This window comes from Pseudomonas sp. B2021, assembly GCF_018135665.1.
GTDB lineage: Bacteria > Pseudomonadota > Gammaproteobacteria > Pseudomonadales > Pseudomonadaceae > Aquipseudomonas > Aquipseudomonas lactis.
This window is the reverse complement of the sequence record NZ_SMOF01000001.1, coordinates 1,770,790-1,786,243: the sequence shown is the minus strand read 5'-3', so window position 1 is coordinate 1,786,243 and position 15,454 is coordinate 1,770,790. Positions and strand designations below refer to the sequence as shown.

17 protein-coding genes, 1 tRNA gene and 1 pseudogene are annotated in these 15,454 nt (G+C 58.9%); 9 read left to right on the top strand and 10 right to left on the bottom strand.

Going from position 1 to position 15,454, the window contains the following annotated elements:
- Positions 1–2: 2 nt before the first annotated feature.
- Positions 3–1,319 carry an MFS transporter gene (locus E1K68_RS08080; RefSeq protein WP_034135086.1) on the bottom strand — a complete coding sequence of 439 codons (1,317 nt, stop codon included), beginning with the start codon at positions 1,317–1,319 and terminating at the stop codon, positions 3–5.
- 157 nt (positions 1,320–1,476) lie between these two features.
- Between E1K68_RS08080 and E1K68_RS08075 the strand changes: the two genes are divergently transcribed.
- The 4 genes from E1K68_RS08075 (at position 1,477) to E1K68_RS08060 (ending at position 4,601) form a co-directional block, all read left to right on the top strand.
- On the top strand, positions 1,477–2,418 hold the full coding sequence (locus E1K68_RS08075; protein WP_057710827.1) for a LysR family transcriptional regulator: 942 nt from the start codon (positions 1,477–1,479) through the stop codon (positions 2,416–2,418).
- 106 nt (positions 2,419–2,524) lie between these two features.
- A complete protein-coding gene (locus E1K68_RS08070) occupies positions 2,525–2,839 on the top strand; it encodes a type II toxin-antitoxin system RelE/ParE family toxin (RefSeq protein ID WP_034135084.1) in 315 nt (104 codons plus the stop codon).
- A gap of 2 nt (positions 2,840–2,841) precedes the next feature.
- Positions 2,842–3,129, top strand: a complete 288-nt coding sequence (gene nadS, locus E1K68_RS08065; RefSeq protein WP_014717446.1) for a NadS family protein — start codon at positions 2,842–2,844, stop codon at positions 3,127–3,129.
- Between the two features lie 245 nt (positions 3,130–3,374).
- On the top strand, positions 3,375–4,601 hold the full coding sequence (locus E1K68_RS08060) for an MFS transporter (RefSeq protein ID WP_034135083.1): 1,227 nt from the start codon (positions 3,375–3,377) through the stop codon (positions 4,599–4,601).
- A gap of 72 nt (positions 4,602–4,673) precedes the next feature.
- On the opposite strand, the gene E1K68_RS08055 is transcribed toward E1K68_RS08060, so the two are convergent.
- A complete protein-coding gene (locus E1K68_RS08055; protein WP_019818461.1) occupies positions 4,674–4,928 on the bottom strand; it encodes a hypothetical protein in 255 nt (84 codons plus the stop codon).
- Positions 4,929–5,334: 406 nt separating this feature from the next.
- Between E1K68_RS08055 and E1K68_RS08050 the strand changes: the two genes are divergently transcribed.
- Complete coding sequence (locus E1K68_RS08050; protein ID WP_020301039.1) at positions 5,335–5,574, top strand: type II toxin-antitoxin system RelB/DinJ family antitoxin; 240 nt, start codon at positions 5,335–5,337, stop codon at positions 5,572–5,574.
- Positions 5,564–5,845: pseudogene (locus E1K68_RS08045) on the top strand (type II toxin-antitoxin system RelE/ParE family toxin); the annotation flags it as partial. The gene E1K68_RS08050 and the pseudogene E1K68_RS08045, both read left to right, overlap by 11 nt.
- Before the next feature lie 107 nt (positions 5,846–5,952).
- Here E1K68_RS08045 and E1K68_RS08040 read toward each other — a convergent pair.
- The 5 genes from E1K68_RS08040 to dapA form a co-directional block, all read right to left on the bottom strand.
- Positions 5,953–6,042: transfer RNA gene (locus E1K68_RS08040), tRNA-Ser, on the bottom strand.
- An 83-nt stretch (positions 6,043–6,125) separates the two neighbouring features.
- Positions 6,126–6,839, bottom strand: coding sequence for a phosphoribosylaminoimidazolesuccinocarboxamide synthase (gene purC / locus E1K68_RS08035; protein WP_010212191.1), 714 nt, complete (start codon positions 6,837–6,839; stop codon positions 6,126–6,128).
- Positions 6,840–6,866: 27 nt separating this feature from the next.
- Positions 6,867–7,625, bottom strand: coding sequence for an MBL fold metallo-hydrolase (locus E1K68_RS08030; protein WP_003189469.1), 759 nt, complete (start codon positions 7,623–7,625; stop codon positions 6,867–6,869).
- A 4-nt stretch (positions 7,626–7,629) separates the two neighbouring features.
- Entirely contained in the window at positions 7,630–8,745 is a 1,116-nt protein-coding gene (bamC, locus tag E1K68_RS08025) for an outer membrane protein assembly factor BamC (RefSeq protein WP_003189467.1), read from the bottom strand.
- Positions 8,746–8,762: 17 nt separating this feature from the next.
- Entirely contained in the window at positions 8,763–9,641 is an 879-nt protein-coding gene (dapA, locus tag E1K68_RS08020) for a 4-hydroxy-tetrahydrodipicolinate synthase (RefSeq protein WP_034135081.1), read from the bottom strand.
- Positions 9,642–9,903: 262 nt separating this feature from the next.
- Here dapA and E1K68_RS08015 point away from each other — a divergent pair, with 262 nt between their 5' ends.
- Together E1K68_RS08015 and E1K68_RS08010 are read left to right on the top strand one after the other, a co-directional pair.
- Positions 9,904–10,464, top strand: coding sequence for a glycine cleavage system protein R (locus E1K68_RS08015; protein ID WP_003189463.1), 561 nt, complete (start codon positions 9,904–9,906; stop codon positions 10,462–10,464).
- Positions 10,465–10,478: 14 nt separating this feature from the next.
- On the top strand, positions 10,479–10,952 hold the full coding sequence (locus E1K68_RS08010) for a peroxiredoxin (RefSeq protein WP_003189461.1): 474 nt from the start codon (positions 10,479–10,481) through the stop codon (positions 10,950–10,952).
- A 19-nt stretch (positions 10,953–10,971) separates the two neighbouring features.
- On the opposite strand, the gene E1K68_RS08005 is transcribed toward E1K68_RS08010, so the two are convergent.
- A complete protein-coding gene (locus E1K68_RS08005; RefSeq protein WP_003189460.1) occupies positions 10,972–11,211 on the bottom strand; it encodes a sulfurtransferase TusA family protein in 240 nt (79 codons plus the stop codon).
- A 95-nt stretch (positions 11,212–11,306) separates the two neighbouring features.
- On the opposite strand from E1K68_RS08005, the gene E1K68_RS08000 reads away from it, so the two are divergent.
- A complete protein-coding gene (locus E1K68_RS08000) occupies positions 11,307–12,740 on the top strand; it encodes a M48 family metalloprotease (RefSeq protein ID WP_032892982.1) in 1,434 nt (477 codons plus the stop codon).
- Between the two features lie 68 nt (positions 12,741–12,808).
- Here E1K68_RS08000 and E1K68_RS07995 read toward each other — a convergent pair whose 3' ends face one another.
- Together E1K68_RS07995 and E1K68_RS07990 are read right to left on the bottom strand one after the other, a co-directional pair.
- Positions 12,809–14,245, bottom strand: coding sequence for a DegQ family serine endoprotease (locus E1K68_RS07995; RefSeq protein ID WP_003189456.1), 1,437 nt, complete (start codon positions 14,243–14,245; stop codon positions 12,809–12,811).
- A 235-nt stretch (positions 14,246–14,480) separates the two neighbouring features.
- Positions 14,481–15,443 carry a MucB/RseB C-terminal domain-containing protein gene (locus E1K68_RS07990; protein ID WP_212613931.1) on the bottom strand — a complete coding sequence of 321 codons (963 nt, stop codon included), beginning with the start codon at positions 15,441–15,443 and terminating at the stop codon, positions 14,481–14,483.
- Positions 15,444–15,454: the final 11 nt, after the last annotated feature.

Below are 15,454 nucleotides of genomic sequence, written 5' to 3'. Positions count from 1 at the left end.
CCTCAACTGTGTGCCATTTCCAGGCGGTGGGCCGTGGCGTGGCGGCGGGACAAAGCGAGTACGCACACCAACGACACCGCTGCGATGACGCTGTAGAAAACCGCCATCGGCCACCATTGGCCCAGGTATTGATGGGCCAGCCAGGTGCCGATCAGCGGCGTCAAACCACCGGCCAACGCGCCACACACCTGATAGGCCAAAGAGATCGCGGTGTAACGCACACGGGTTTCAAACAGGCCGCTGACGTAACCCGCGATCACGGCGTAGAACGACGCCATGCACACTACCGCCAAGGCAATACCAAAGATGATCAAGGGCGCCTGGCCGCTGCTGACCAAGACGAACATCGGATACGGCGAAGCCATTGCCAGTACGCACATGGCGCACAGGAACCGCGTAGCGCCGACCTTCTCCGCCACCCAGGCGGCCAGCGGCTGAACGCAGAACTGGATAATGGCAACGAAGAACAGGCATTCCAGAATCAGCGATCGCGGTAGGTCCAATTGCTGAGTGCTGTAGGCAATCATGAAGGTGTTGGTGAAATACACGCCGGCAATCCCCAACGTGTTGGCGCCAATGCACAGCAACAGGGGGCGCCAAGCCGTCTTCAGCACTTCCAGCACGGGGGCTTGGTCTTTCTTGATGGCGCGGGCTTTTTCCGCCAGGGCTTTGTCTTCGAGGAACTCCGGCGACTCGTTCACACCCAGGCGAATCGCCAGGCCGACCACCAGCAGCAAGGCACTGGCCAGGAACGGCAGGCGCCAGCCCCAACTGAGCAGATCCTCTTCTGGCAGACGGGTCACAGCGCTGAACGCCAGCAAGGAAAGGATCAAACCGGCTGGGCTACCCAATTGCGCGAAGGATGCAAAGAAGTTACGGCGCCCCTTTGGCGCATGTTCCCCGGCCATCAGCACCGCCCCGCCCCACTCGCCACCGACCGCGATGCCCTGCACCACGCGCAGCAAAATCAGCAACACCGGGGCCGCAGCGCCGATCTGCGCATAGGTCGGTAACAGGCCGATACACACCGTCACCACGCCCATCATCACGAGGGTAATCACCAGGGACTTCTTGCGCCCGATGCGGTCGCCGATATGGCCGAACACCACGCCACCCAACGGCCGTGCGAAAAAGCCCACGGCGAAGGTGCCGAATGCGGCCATGGTGCTGAACAGTTTATCGTCGGAAGGGAAGAACAGCTGACCGAACACCAGCGCGGCGGCGGTAGCGTAGATGTAAAAGTCGTACCACTCGATCATGGTGCCGATAAAGGCGGCGGCCGCGGCACGGCGAGGCTGCGGCGAAGCGGAAGGCTTCATGGGGCTGGCTCCTTTGGTTATTTTTTTGGCAGGAGAAGGTCAAACCAGTGCGCTCTGGTGGCGCTTGTTGAGCCCGATTTTTCGGCCTGGGGCTATGATTAGTCAATTTTCTATTTATTATCTTGATTATAAGAACTGCTTATTATCGAGCGACCCCATGCCCGAATCCCGCCGCGATATTCACCCCCTGCTCAATGACCGCCTGGACTGGAACTTGCTGCGCACCTTCCGTGTGATCGGCCAGGAACTGAGCATCAGCCGCGCCGCCGCCCGCCTGCACCTCACGCAACCGGCGATCAGCCAGGCGCTCAAGCGCCTGGAAGAACAGCTCGACTGCCAGCTCATCCTGCGCCGTGGCCCGCGCTTTGTGCTTACCGAGGCCGGTGAGCAGATCTTCGCCATTGCCGGTGAGATGTACGGCCAGGTCTCGCAGATGAGCAACGCCCTGCAAAAGCCGGGTGATGAAGTGATCGGCAAAGTGCGCTTGCTGATGATCAGCCGGATTAATTCCGACACGTTCGATGACTTTCTCGCAGGCTTTCATCGCGAGCACCCACGGGTAGACCTGGAGGTCGAAGTGATGCGCAGCTCCGACATCGTCGCCGCCCTGCTGGAAAAAACCGCAACCTTGGGGCTGAGCCTCAACCGTCGGCCACAGCCGCGCCTGGAACAGCACCTGTTCCTACGTCAGCGCTATGCGTTTTTTTGTGGGAAACACCACCCCTTGTTCGGACGCACCGGCTTGGTCGAAGGAGACTTGCAGTCGGAAAACTTCGTGAGTTTTACCAGCGATCAGATCGGCGGGATGCTCTCGCCGCTGACGATTTTTCGCGATCAGCAAGGGTTCGGCGGGCGGATCGTGGCGTCGTCATCCAGCCTTGAAGAAGTTCGGCGCCTGGTGATTGCCGGGTATGGCCTGGGATGCCTGCCGGTGCACGTGGTGGCCGAGGATGTGGAGAACGGGCTGCTCTGGCGGTTGCCGCCGGATGAGGGCATTGCGGATGTGGATATTCACGTGCTGTGGAATCGGGAGCAGAAGATGAGTCGGGCGGAGGGGGTGTTTATTGAGTGCCTTTTGGAGCGGTTGGCCAGAACATAATTGGCCGCATCCGAGTGCGCCAAAAAGCAGTTACAACTCACCGGATGCGCACCGAAGCGCGCACGGCTAGGATTGCAGCCAACTAAGCCAATGGCGTACATTAGCGATGATTTTCATTGAGACATCGGTCTTCACACGTCGCGTTAAAGAATTGATCGACGAGGATGCCTACATGGCCTTTCAGAACGTGCTTGTAGTGAATCCCGCCGCAGGCGATGTGATTGAGGGTACGGGCGGTATCCGCAAAATACGAGTAGCAGCCAAGAGCCATGGTAAACGAGGCGGGGCACGTGTGATCTATTACCACTTCGCCTCGGCATCACAGATTGTTTTACTGATGATCTATCCCAAAAATGAACAGCAGGACTTGAGCGCCGACGAACGCAAGTCACTGAAGGCTGCGATTGAGCACTGGAGATAGCTATGAGCCGACTTTTTGATGAATTGATGGAAAGCGTTCAAGAGATGAACGAGATCCTGCGCGGAGAACGGGAGCCATCCCGTGAATTTCATGTTGACTCAATGCGAGTTAAAGAAATCCGTAAGGCAACAGGGCTGACCCAGGCTAAATTCGCAGCGCTGATTGACGTTCAGCTCGGTACGTTGCGCAACTGGGAGCAGGGTCGTCGCGAACCTACTGGGCCGGCAAAGGCGTTGTTGAAAGCTATCCATAATGATCCAGTACATGTACTGAACGCGCTGGCTAGCTAAAATAAAACTCCACCCCCTGCACCTTAAACATCGTCATAACCGGAAAAGCTCGGAGCTGACTCAACTTCGGGCTTTTTCGTTTGTGATGCTGAGTGAGGACTCTTCAAAAACCTCACATCGATAGCACTGATGATTACTATCGAAACGAGCGCCTGCTCGATTGCCAACACTGATTCCTATAATCGCCCCCAGCTTCCCTCTCCTGCGTCTGACCTCAGGCGACTTTCACCTTGGAACCCCACACCATGCCAAGCGCGAGCCAGGCCTCTAACGGCCTTCCCGAACATAATCAACAAAGCGTCAAACAGCAGTGGCTGGCAATTCTTTCGGTCGCCGTGGGTGCATTTGCCCTGGTGACCAGCGAGTTTCTGCCGGTGGGCGTGCTCAACGACGTCGCCAGCGACTTGGGCATCAGTGCCGGCCACGCCGGCCTGATGGTCACCCTGCCCGGCATCATGGCGGCCCTTGCAGCGCCATTGCTGTCGGTTGGCATTGGCGCCATGGACCGCCGCTATCTGCTGATCGGCCTGACGCTGGTCATGATCCTCGCCAACGGGGTGGTGGCCTATGCCACCGATTTCAGCCTGCTGCTGTTCGGCCGCGTACTGCTGGGCATCAGCATCGGCGGTTTCTGGGCCACTGCCATCGCCCTCAGCGGCAGGCTGGCGCCCAAGGGCGTGGGCGTCGCAAAAGCCACGTCGATCATCATGATGGGCGTGACCCTGGCCACCGTACTCGGTGTGCCCGTAGGCACCTGGCTCAGCGGCCTGATGGGCTGGCGCATGACCTTTCTGGTCACCGCGCTGGTGGGTGTGCCGGTGCTGCTGGCGCAAGTCTTGCTGCTGCCGCGCCTCAAACCGGAAAAGGCCATAGAGGTACGCGACCTGCCGGCCCTGTTTATCAACCCACAAGCGCGCGTCGGGTTGATCGCCGTACTGTTGATCGGCTTGGCGCACTTTGCTGCGTACACCTATGTCGCGCCGTTCTTCAAGCACAGCTCCGGCTTCGACGGGCCGACGATTGGCTCATTGTTGCTGCTGTATGGCGTGGCAGGCGTTCTGGGCAATGTGTTCGCCGGCTTCGCCGCCAACCGCAGCGTACGTAACACCTTGCTGCTGGTCGCGCTGATGATCGGTACCAGCACCGCCCTGTTCCCCTACTTCGCCACCGGTATGACGGGTGCCGTGGTGCTGATCGCGCTTTGGGGCTTTGCCTTTGGCGCCTTCCCGGCCTGCGCCAGTATCTGGATGTTCGTGGTAGCGCCCAAGGATGTGGAGCGAGGCATGCCGCTGTTCGTGGCGCTGTTTCAGGTGATCATTGCCCTGGGCTCGTTCTTTGGTGGGCGGATCGTCGACCAAATGGGCAGCTCGGTGTTGTTGAGCCTGGCCACTGTGTTGGTGGGGTTGGGGTTTGCGACCGTGCTGGTGTTGGGCCGCAAGGTGAGCAACAGCTTGGTGGCGCAGCCTGCCTGACCGAGTTGCAGCCACAAAAAAGCCTGCTGAGCGCTGAGTTCAGCAGGCTTTTTTCGTTTCAGAAGCAGGTATTTATTTGGCCGTGGGGAAATCACGCTCAAGGACAGCATCCACCAAGGCTTGCGCGTTCTCGATCAATTGAGCCAGAGCCATGATCACGGGCGACTGCGTGCTGACTGGATCTTCGGCGCATTGGTAGGCGGATTGAAGGGCGGATGAGAGGGTTTCGGTGGCGTTTATAAGGGTTTCTTCGGTGCCGACATCATCGGCTACGCAAAAGATTTTGCGTGCATGCCCTTCGGTAGAATCAGCGGTGATCTTATTCATGATGTAACCCCAGCCAACGCAACCCTGCACGAAAACTGCCGAACCTGCACAACGTAAGCACCTGTTTCGGCAAAGCTTGGTAACCAGAATCTCCAACGGGAACCTTGTGTGCATAAGCCTGCGAGCTAGTCTCAAAAAGTCGCCGCCGTGGCGACATACTGTCAAGGGTGCTGATATGCCAACGAGATATCGCGATGCGGTCACAGGTGAATACGTAACCGAGCAAGAGGCGAAGAAAAGACCAAGGGAAACGGTGAAAGAAACCGATAAAAAGCGCCCGGCAAAGCCGACGGCCAAAAAGTAGGATCAACAGATGAGAGCGACTGCCGTATGTCCAGACAAACTTGCCAATGAAACCCGATTGCTCCAATGTAATGACCAACGTCATTACACAAGGAGCTATCCCTTGGCATCTATCAACATTCGTATCGATGACGACTTGAAAACTCGCGCCTACCTGGAGCTGGAGAAACTTGGTGTCACCCCTTCCGAACTGATACGCCAGGCGTTGCAATATGTTGCCGAGCGCGGCCAGTTGCCATTTAAGCCTGTGCTGATGACTGAAGAGGATGAAGCCTTGATGGCGACCGTACGTGAGCGTCTTGCATCGCCTCAACGCGTGAGGGTTTCTTTGGATGACCTATAGCCTTGATTTTGATGCGCGTGCATTGAAGGAATGGCAAAAGCTCGGTGACACCCTCCGTCAGCAACTCAAAAAGAAGCTAGTCGAAATCCTGTACAACCCACGTATTGAAGCTAATCGCCTACATAGCCTGCCTGACTGCTACAAGATCAAACTGCGTAGCAGCGGGTACAGGCTGGTGTATCAAGTGATCGACCAGGAAATTACGGTGTTCGTGGTCGCCGTTGATAAACGTGAGCGTGATCAGGCTTATCGCAAAGCGTCTGAGCGCCTTGAACAGCGCAAGGCAGGACTACAACAAATCCCTGAAGCAGCCGTTAATAACGGCCGGAAACGAAAAAGCCCCGCAGCTTATTCAGCTACAGGGCTTTTTCTATGTAATGGCGGAGAGATAGGGATTCGAACCCTAGGTACCGGTGAAGGTACAACGGATTTCGAATCCGTCCCATTCGGCCACTCTGGCATCTCTCCAACGGCGCGCATCATAACAGCATGATTGATGGATGCAAAGCGCCGAAGCGATTTTTTTCCGTGCTATCAGATGCTTGCGTCGATTACAGCGGTACGCCGAGACGATTGGCGACTTCTTCGTAGGCTTCGATCACGTCACCGAGGCCTTGGCGGAAGCGGTCTTTGTCCATCTTCTTCTTGGTGTCCTTGTCCCACAGGCGGCAACCGTCCGGGCTGAATTCGTCGCCCAGGACGATGGAGCCGTCGTGGAATACGCCGAATTCGAGCTTGAAGTCCACCAGCAACAGGCCAGCGTCGTCGAACAGCTTGCTCAGCACGTCGTTGACCTTGAGGGACAACTCCTTCATGCGCGCCAGTTGCTCAGCGGTGCCCCAACCGAACGCCACGACGTGGGATTCGTTGATGAACGGGTCGCCCTTGGCGTCGTCCTTCAGGAACAGTTCGAAGGTGTAAGGGTTGAGCTTGAGGCCCTCTTCCACGCCCAAACGCTTGACCAGGCTGCCGGCGGCGTAGTTACGCACGACGCACTCGACCGGGATCATGTCGAGCTTCTTGACCAGGCATTCGTTGTCGCCCAGCAGTTTGTCGAATTGGGTCGGGATACCGGCCGCTTCGAGTTTCTGCATGATGAAGGCGTTGAACTTGTTGTTCACCATGCCTTTGCGGTCAAGCTGTTCGATGCGCTTGCCGTCGAACGCCGAGGTGTCGTTGCGAAACAGCAGGATCAGGCGGTTAGCGTCGTCGGTCTTGTACACCGACTTGGCTTTGCCGCGGTAGAGTTCTTCACGTTTTTCCATGATGGGCTCCGCTTTGAGTAAGGTGGGCTAGGCGATGTGTCGCCAGTCGAGCCCTGAATCTTGATCGGCCAGTTGCAGCCAGTCCGGGTCGCACCCTAGGGTGTCGACAAAACATTGCCGGGCAAGCGTCGGCAGGTTGTTCTTGCTGCTGAGGTGAGCCAGGACCAGGTGTTGCAGGTCTTGCCAGCCCAACTCATACACCAGGTATGCGGCCTGGTGGTTGTTCAAATGTCCCAGCTCGCCGCCCACCCGCTGCTTGAGAAAATAAGGGTAATGACCGCGTGCCAGCAGGTCTCGGCAGTGGTTGGACTCGATCATCAAGGCATCGAGGTCCCGGTAACCCTCCAGCACCTTGGCGCAATAAGAACCCAGATCGGTGAGCACACCGAAGCGCCGCTCACCGTCACTGAATACATATTGCGTCGGCTCCTGGGCATCATGAGCAACCGCAACAACATTGATGCTCAGGGCGCCAATTTGCAGTTGCTCACCACCGGCCAGGAAGCCAGCAGGTTCAATGGGTTTGCGCATCCCGCGCAACGTGCCGCGACTCAAGTACACCGGTAAATTGTAGCGCCGAGACAGCAAACCCACGCCATGCACATGGTCGGCATGTTCGTGGGTTACCAGAATCGCGCTCAGTTGCGTGGGGTGAACCCCCAGGCGCAACAGGCGCCGCTCGGTTTCCCGCAGGGAGAAACCACAATCGACCAGCACGTACGTGTCATCATGGGCGACCAGCGTACCGTTCCCTTGGCTACCGCTGCCGAGAACGGCAAAACGCATCGGATCAGCCCAGGTTGTCTTGAATCACGCCCAACACTTTGCGCGCTGTTTCAGCTGGCGCGACGGTGTTGATGTTCTTCTCGACGGTAACTTGCACGCTTTCGCCCACCTTGCTCAAACGAACCTGGTAACGCTCGGCGCGGGTTTCGATCTCTTCCTTGGTCGGCGCGCTGCCGAACAATTTGCCGAAGAAACCTGGCTCGTCGTCTTTTTTCTCGGCCTTTTCAGCCACGTTGATGTAGTACAGGCCCAGGCTGCGGTTGATGTCTTCAACGCGCCAAGGGCCCTGCTCCAACGCGCGGCCAACACTGGCCCAGGCGCGGTCGAGGTCTTCACCCAGGTTCAGCACCACGTTGCCGCTGCCGTCTTCGGTGAGGCTGACGCGACTAGGGGTGTCGTAATCACGGGCGGCGAGTAAGGATACGGAACCACCCTTCTCGGAGATACGGCTCATGCTGGCCAGCATCTCGTCGACCAGCGCGGCGTCGACACCGGTGTTGACCGAGCGCGGGGTGAAGTCGACGTCAGCCGTGCTGCCGGCAGGCCGCTCGGCGCTGACCACATAGACTTCGCTGGTGTTGCGCTGCACGCCAGGCTCGATGCGCACACGCACACGGGCTTCGCTGTCGGCGGCTACACCGCCCGCCAGCAGGCGCTGGGCCATGTTGGCGGACAGCTCGCGACCTTGCTGCCACGCGGTGGTGAACTCACCGGTCTGCGGGCGTTGCTGGTCGAGGCGGAAACCGTTGTCCTGAAAGAACTGCACCGCCACCGGCCAGACTTCAGCAGGTGGGCGCTGAGCCACGATCCAGCGGTTGTCGCCGCTTTTCTGCAGGCTGTAGTCGCTGGCATCGGCCACGGCCGTGATCGGCTGTGGGCGTGGCACTACGTACTCACCCTTGACCGTGTCGTCGGCAACGTTGCGTGGAATCGGCAGCAACGGGTCAAGGCGCTTGGCGACATTGACATCAGGCGGCAGTTGCATCGGTTTGGTTGCTTGCGCTTCCAGGTAATCGCTGCCGCGGTCACGGAAGTAGCCTTCCGGGCCCCATACCCAACCGCAGCCACTGGTGCTGGAGATAATCAAGGCAAGTGCGGAAAGTCCGGCCAATCGCTTCATGCGTAGTGCTTCCTCAATTAAACCAGGACGCCGGACTGGCGCAGGGCCTGTCGCAGCGGTTCGTGACAGGCTTCGCTGAGGCGGGTGAGCGGCAGACGGATACCGTCCGGCATCAGGCCCATCTCAAACAGCGCCCACTTCACGGGAATAGGATTGGATTCGATAAACAGTGTCTTGTTGAGCGGCATCAGCTTCTCGTGGATCGCACGAGCGGTGGCTGCATCGCCAGCAATGGCGGCGGCGCACAGCTCGCTCATGGCGCGCGGGGCCACGTTGGCGGTCACGGAGATGTTGCCCTTGCCACCCAGCAGGATCAGCTCGACAGCGGTGGCGTCGTCACCGGAATACACCAGGAAGTCGCTGCTCACGCCGGCCAGGATGTCCTTGGCGCGCTGCAGGTCGCCGGTGGCTTCCTTGATGCCGATGATGTTCGGCACGGTGGACAGGCGGATCACGGTCTCGGCCTTCATGTCGCACGCGGTGCGGCCCGGCACGTTGTAGAGGATCTGCGGGATCTGCACGGCTTCGGCGATGGCTTTGAAGTGCTGGTACAAGCCTTCCTGGGTCGGCTTGTTGTAATACGGGGTTACCAGCAGGCAAGCGTCGGCGCCGGCCTTCTTGGCGTTCTTGGTCAGCTCGATCGCTTCACGCGTCGAGTTGGCGCCCGTACCGGCGATCACGGCAATGCGGCCCGCCACGCGCTTGACCACGAACTCGATCACCTGGATGTGTTCTTCCACATCGAGGGTAGCCGATTCACCTGTGGTGCCGACCGCCACAATGGCGTTGGTGCCCTCTTGCAGGTGGAAGTCCACCAGTTTGCCCAGGCTGTCCCAGTCGAGACGACCTTGTGCATCCATGGGTGTGACCAGTGCCACCATACTGCCCGCAATCATGCAACCGCTCCTGCCGGAAAAAGAGAGCCGTAATGGTACTGGCGCCAAGATGCTTGTACAAGCGAAGTACCGCGTGAGGATGCGTTCTGGCGCAACTAAACCTCGGGCAATGCCATCATTGGGCCAAAGCACCGCCCGAAGGCGGCTGATCACGCAATGAAAACGCCACCTCCTAGCCCTTGGCGACGCTTTTCGCTACCCTTGATCCTTTGATCGATACCGCCCACACGGCATCGACCGCTCATCGCTTTAGGAAGGCTGCATGTCCACCCCCACAGTTCGCGAACAATTCCTTGTTATCAGTGCCCTCGGCGCCAACCCCATGGAGCTGACCAACGTGCTGTGCCGCGCCAGCCATGAGAATCGCTGCGCCGTCGTGACCTCCCGCCTCACCCGCCATGGCGAGTGCAGTGCGCTGGTCCTGCAGATTTCTGGCTCCTGGGATGCCTTGGCGCGCCTGGAAACCGGCCTGCCGGGCCTGGCCAAGAAGCATGACTTCACCGTCAACGTAGTACGCAGCGCCGCCCTGGAAAACCGCCCCCAGGCTCTGCCTTATGTAGCGTATGTCAGCTCGGCCTACCGCTCGGACATCGTCAACGAGCTGTGCCAGTTCTTTATCGACCATAACGTCGAACTGGAAAACCTGACCTGTGACACCTACCAGGCGCCACAAACCGGCGGCACCATGCTCAATGCCACCTTTACCGTGACTTTGCCGGCCGGCGTACAAATCAGTTGGCTGCGCGACCAGTTCCTGGATTTCGCCGATGCCCTGAACCTCGACGCCTTGATTGAGCCATGGCGCCCACAGAACCCAATGTAAGGAAGTACTTCTCTATGCCGGTAGCCATCGACACACCCGTGGCCGATTTCGAGGCCCAGGCCACCAGCGGCCAGACCTTCAGCCTCGCAGCCCTCAAGGGCAAGCAAGTGGTGATCTACTTTTACCCGAAAGACAGCACCCCTGGCTGCACCACCGAAGGCCAGGGTTTTCGTGACCAGTACGCCGCGTTCAAGGCCGCCAATACCGAAGTGTTCGGCGTGTCGCGCGACAGCGTGAAGTCCCACGAGAACTTCAAAGGCAAACAAGAATTTCCTTTCGAGCTGATCAGCGATAAGGACGAAGCGGTCTGCCAGCTGTTTGATGTGATCAAGTTGAAGAAACTGTACGGCAAGGAATACCTGGGCGTGGATCGCAGCACCTTCCTGATCGACAGCCAAGGTGTGCTGCGCCAGGAATGGCGCGGCGTGAAAGTGCCGGGGCATGTTGATGCCGTGCTGGCGGCAGCGCAGGCGCTGAACAAGGCTTGATCTTGCCTCGATAAGGCCTTCAGGCCTTGCGCAACCAATAACGATACACACCCTCGGCGGCGTCTTCATGCTCCAGGGTGTGGCCGGCCAGCTTGGCAAAGGTGCGAAAATCGCGCTGGGAGCCGGCGTCGGTGGCTGTCACCTTGAGCACGGCACCGCTGGCCAGTTTATTGAGCTCCAGCTTGGCCTTGAGCAAGGGCAACGGGCAGTTCAGACCGCTGGCGTCGAGTTCGGCGTCACAGGCTACAACGTCGGTCATGGTGTTACTCCAGGCAAACATTTAGGCTGCTTAGAATATCTGGTCCCAAGCTCAGTGTCCGGCTACAGTAAGCTCTTTGTCGAAAGGCTTTGTGCATGACTTTTTTGCGCCCTACCCTGCTGACGCTGGCCTGCCTGCTGGCCTCCCCGGCCTTCGCTGACGACCTGCCGTCACTTGGTGACGCCAGCTCTGCCATTGTCTCGCCGCAACAGGAATACCAACTGGGCCGCGCCTGGCTGGCTTACCTGCGCGGCCAGGTCTCGCAACTCAATGACCCGCAACTCAAGGATTACGTCGAAACCAGCGTGTACAAGCTGGTGGAGACCAGCCAGGTCAATGACCGGCGCCTGGAATTTATCCTGATCAACAGCCCACAGCTCAACGCCTTTGCGGCACCGGGTGGGATCGTCGGGGTCAACGGCGGCCTGTTTCTCAATGCACAGACCGAAGGCGAATACGCGTCGGTACTGGCCCACGAACTGGCGCACTTGTCCCAACGCCACTTCGCCCGAGGCGTGGAAGCGCAATCACGCATGCAACTGCCGATGATGGCCGCCCTGCTTGGCGGCATTATCGCCGCCGCTGCGGGTGCCGGGGATGCCGGTATCGCCGCGATTGCCGGTTCACAAGCCGCCGCGATCCAGGAGCAGCGCCGATTCTCGCGCCAGAACGAGCAGGAGGCTGACCGCATCGGCATCCTCAATCTGGAAAAAGCAGGCTACGACCCGCGCTCCATGCCCACCATGTTCGAACGGCTGATGCGCCAATACCGCTTCGACGCCAAGCCGCCAGAGTTCCTGCTGACTCACCCGGTCACCGAATCGCGTATCGCCGACACCCGCAACCGCGCCGAACAAGCCAAACCCGGCGGCAAGGAAGACAGCCTGCGCTATCAACTGATTCGCGCACGGGTACAGCTCAAGTACGAAGACACACCAGGCCTGGCTGCCAAGCGCTTCCAGGCACAGCTGGATGAAAACCCTAAAAATGACGTGGCGCGCTATGGCCTGGCCATCGCCCAGATCAAGGGCACTCAACTCAAGGAAGCACGGGAAAGCCTGGCGCCGCTGTTGGCCAAGGCGCCCAACGACATCACCTACAACCTGGCCCAAATCGAACTGGACATTACCAGCAACCGCATGCCCGATGCGCAGCAACGCACCGACCGAATGCTCACCCAATACCCCAGCAACTATCCGCTGAATCAGGTGCGGGTAGACCTGTTGCTTAAACAGAACCGTACCGCCGATGCAGAAAAGGCGCTGGACGGGCTGCTCAAATCGCGCCCGGACGATCCGGACGTGTGGTATCAGGTCGCCGAAACACGCGGCTTGTCCGGCAACATCATTGGCCTGCATCAGGCCCGTGCCGAATATTTCGCACTGGTGGGGGATTTCCAGCAAGCCATCCAGCAGTTGGACTTTGCCAAGCGGCGCGCTGGCAGCAACTTCCCGCTGTCCTCGCGCATCGACGCCCGTCAGCGCGAACTGATCGAACAAGAGCGCTTGGTGAAAGGCATGATGAGCTGAACCCGCCGCCCACAAAAAAGCCCCGCCGCCGTTAACCGGCAGCGGGGCTTTTTTATAGGTCTAACGGATTACTCAGCCAGCTTGAAGGTAATGAAGCTGGCACGGCCTTGACGCAGGACGCGCATCGACACCGAGCGATTCTTCGGCAACGCCTTGGCGATGTCGGCGAATTCCTTGGTGGTATCGATTGCCTGGTTGTTCAAGTGAGTGATCACGTCACCCGGTTGCAGGCCGATCAAGGCGGCTGGGCCGTCCTGAACTTCCTTGATCACCACACCGCTTTGCAGGTCGAAGGTTTTCTTCTGCTCGGCGGTCAGTTCAACCACGGCGATACCCAGGCGGTTACTGCTGCGCTCGGCACCGGGCTTGGCGTTGCCCAGGGCATCCAGGGTCGCGCCTTCTTCCGGGATGGCACCTACGGTCAGTTCGACGTTCTGGCGCTTGCCATCACGAATCACTTCCAGCTTGGCTTTGCCGCCGGCCTTGAGCGCGCCGACCAGATGAGGCAAGTCCGCCGACATGATGATCGGCTGGCCGTTCATGCTCAGGATGACGTCACCCACTTTCAGGCCGCCTTTGGCCGCAGGGCCATTGTCCTGAATCTGCGCAACCAGGGCACCCGCCGGCTTGTCGAGACCGAAGGACTCAGCCAGGTCCTTGTTCACTTCCTGGATCACCACGCCCAACCAGCCACGGCTGACCTTGCCGCCGCTTTTGAGCTGATTGGAGACGTCCATGGCCACATCGATCGGGATCGCGAAGGACACGCCCATGAAGCCACCGGAGCGGGTGTAGATCTGCGAGTTGATGCCCACCACCTCGCCGGCCAGGTTGAACAGCGGGCCACCGGAGTTGCCTGGGTTGATCGGCACGTCGGTCTGGATGAACGGTACGTAGTTTTCGTTCGGCAGGCTGCGACCGATGGCGCTGACGATGCCTTGGGTAACGGTGTGGTCAAAGCCGAACGGCGAACCGATCGCGACCACCCACTGACCGGCCTTCAGGTCCTGGGACTTGCCCAGCTTAAGCACCGGCAAGTCCTTGCCCTCGATTTTAAGCAAGGCCACGTCGGAACGTGGATCGGTGCCAATCAGCTTGGCCTTGAGTTCACTGCGGTCGGCCAGGCGCACGAGAATCTCGTCGGCATCGGCAATCACGTGGTTGTTGGTGAGGATATAGCCGTCAGGCGAAATGATGAAGCCGGAGCCCAGGGATTGGGCTTCGCGCTGGCCACCGCCGCCACGGGGGGAGCGTGGCTGCGGCATCCCTCGTTCGAAGAACTCGCGCAGCATGGGCGGCAAGCCTTCCAGGTCGGGCATCTGCTGGTTCGAGACTTTGCGATCCGGCAGCTTCTGCGTGGTACTGATGTTCACCACGGCAGGCGAGGCCTGCTCCACCAGTTGGGTGAAGTCAGGCAACTCGACCGCTTGCGCAGGTAAGGCCTGACCCAGCACCAGCACTGTGGCGACTATGGATAAGTAAGACTTCAAACGTGGTATCGACATACAGCTCCCGTTACGACGAGCAGGGTTAAGCGACAGGGTTCAATAAATGCCGGGCACTGCGACCGGCATTTTTTGTTCCGCGAACAAACAAGGCCAGAGCCATCAAACCCTGACCTATAAAAAACATGGGAAGTTTTTGCAAGTGAAAATGCTGATCCAGAGATTTCATACACCCAGCCCCCAACCAAATTCGGGCTCAGATTGAAAGAACAGGATGAACATAAGATTAACAATCTCAGGGCTTGGCGGCGGCCTTTTCACCACGCACCGACAACGCGATACGCTCAGCAGTGCCAATGGGAATTTCGCCGACCACCGTGACCATCATTTCGCCATCCACCGTATTCAAGCGCCGCGAGACTGCCACGGTCGGCCCAAGCTGAGCACGGGTTTCATTCACGTCAGCGCCGCTGGCTGACTCAAGAAACACCGAAAAACGCGCGAGCCCATCGTCATACATCAGGCTGTCGACGGTAGATTTCGTTTGGGTATCTTTACGCGTGGCGCTGCTGATCTGTTGGAAACCTGGCGGTAGCCAGTCCAGATGCCACCTTTGCGTGGCAGACAAGTCAGGTGCTTTAGCGGCGGACGACATTGTTACCGGCGAACAGTCGCTGCTGGGCTGCAAGTCCTGGTCAGAAGGAATGGCCGAGGGGTCCAGGCGCGTGAACTGGAAACGCTCCAACAACTGCCCTTGATCGTTGAGCAGCAAGGACTTGAGCGGCAGCGCAGTCTCACGATCCAGGTGTAATTCAAACCCATAACGGTAAGGGTCACGCGGACTGATCGACACAATCACCGCATTACGACCAGCCACGCGGGATTTGCCAATGACGGCCAGTTCATAGAATGGATTGAGTTTTTTGGGATCGAGAATACGCGAGGGTGCATCAGAAGAATGACCGAGGCTGGCAACCAACGTGCCACTGATGCATTGCGCCCGGCCGTCTATCCGAACCGCTTCTTGGGCGGAGCCGTCAAGCTGCAACAAGCGTTCACGGACATGACCCTCCTGGACGCGATGCCAGATGTCATGGGTGGAAAAACTGCCGTTACGTTCGTAGACAAACGTACCTTCAAAGCTTTGCTGCTGCTCTGCACGCCCAAGTCGAGTCAGCCAGTCTTGGGCTTCATCGGCATGGGCGGATAGTGCAAACCAACTACTGAGCAAAAGCGTAAGGAGCGGTATGGCGCGCATAGGGCTCCTTA

Coding starts and splice junctions, on each gene's coding strand:
- bamC (WP_003189467.1), bottom strand. CDS start 8,745: ATGAAGCGATTGGCCGGACTTTCCGCACTTGCCTTGATTATCTCCAGC.
- purC (WP_010212191.1), bottom strand. CDS start 6,839: ATGGAAAAACGTGAAGAACTCTACCGCGGCAAAGCCAAGTCGGTGTAC.
- E1K68_RS08080 (WP_034135086.1), bottom strand. CDS start 1,319: ATGAAGCCTTCCGCTTCGCCGCAGCCTCGCCGTGCCGCGGCCGCCGCC.
- E1K68_RS08005 (WP_003189460.1), bottom strand. CDS start 11,211: ATGACCGACGTTGTAGCCTGTGACGCCGAACTCGACGCCAGCGGTCTG.
- nadS (WP_014717446.1), top strand. CDS start 2,842: ATGAGCCGACTTTTTGATGAATTGATGGAAAGCGTTCAAGAGATGAAC.
- E1K68_RS08075 (WP_057710827.1), top strand. CDS start 1,477: ATGCCCGAATCCCGCCGCGATATTCACCCCCTGCTCAATGACCGCCTG.
- E1K68_RS08070 (WP_034135084.1), top strand. CDS start 2,525: ATGATTTTCATTGAGACATCGGTCTTCACACGTCGCGTTAAAGAATTG.
- E1K68_RS08055 (WP_019818461.1), bottom strand. CDS start 4,928: ATGAATAAGATCACCGCTGATTCTACCGAAGGGCATGCACGCAAAATC.
- E1K68_RS07990 (WP_212613931.1), bottom strand. CDS start 15,443: ATGCGCGCCATACCGCTCCTTACGCTTTTGCTCAGTAGTTGGTTTGCA.
- dapA (WP_034135081.1), bottom strand. CDS start 9,641: ATGATTGCGGGCAGTATGGTGGCACTGGTCACACCCATGGATGCACAA.
- E1K68_RS08015 (WP_003189463.1), top strand. CDS start 9,904: ATGTCCACCCCCACAGTTCGCGAACAATTCCTTGTTATCAGTGCCCTC.
- E1K68_RS08060 (WP_034135083.1), top strand. CDS start 3,375: ATGCCAAGCGCGAGCCAGGCCTCTAACGGCCTTCCCGAACATAATCAA.
- E1K68_RS08000 (WP_032892982.1), top strand. CDS start 11,307: ATGACTTTTTTGCGCCCTACCCTGCTGACGCTGGCCTGCCTGCTGGCC.
- E1K68_RS08030 (WP_003189469.1), bottom strand. CDS start 7,625: ATGCGTTTTGCCGTTCTCGGCAGCGGTAGCCAAGGGAACGGTACGCTG.
- E1K68_RS08010 (WP_003189461.1), top strand. CDS start 10,479: ATGCCGGTAGCCATCGACACACCCGTGGCCGATTTCGAGGCCCAGGCC.
- E1K68_RS07995 (WP_003189456.1), bottom strand. CDS start 14,245: ATGTCGATACCACGTTTGAAGTCTTACTTATCCATAGTCGCCACAGTG.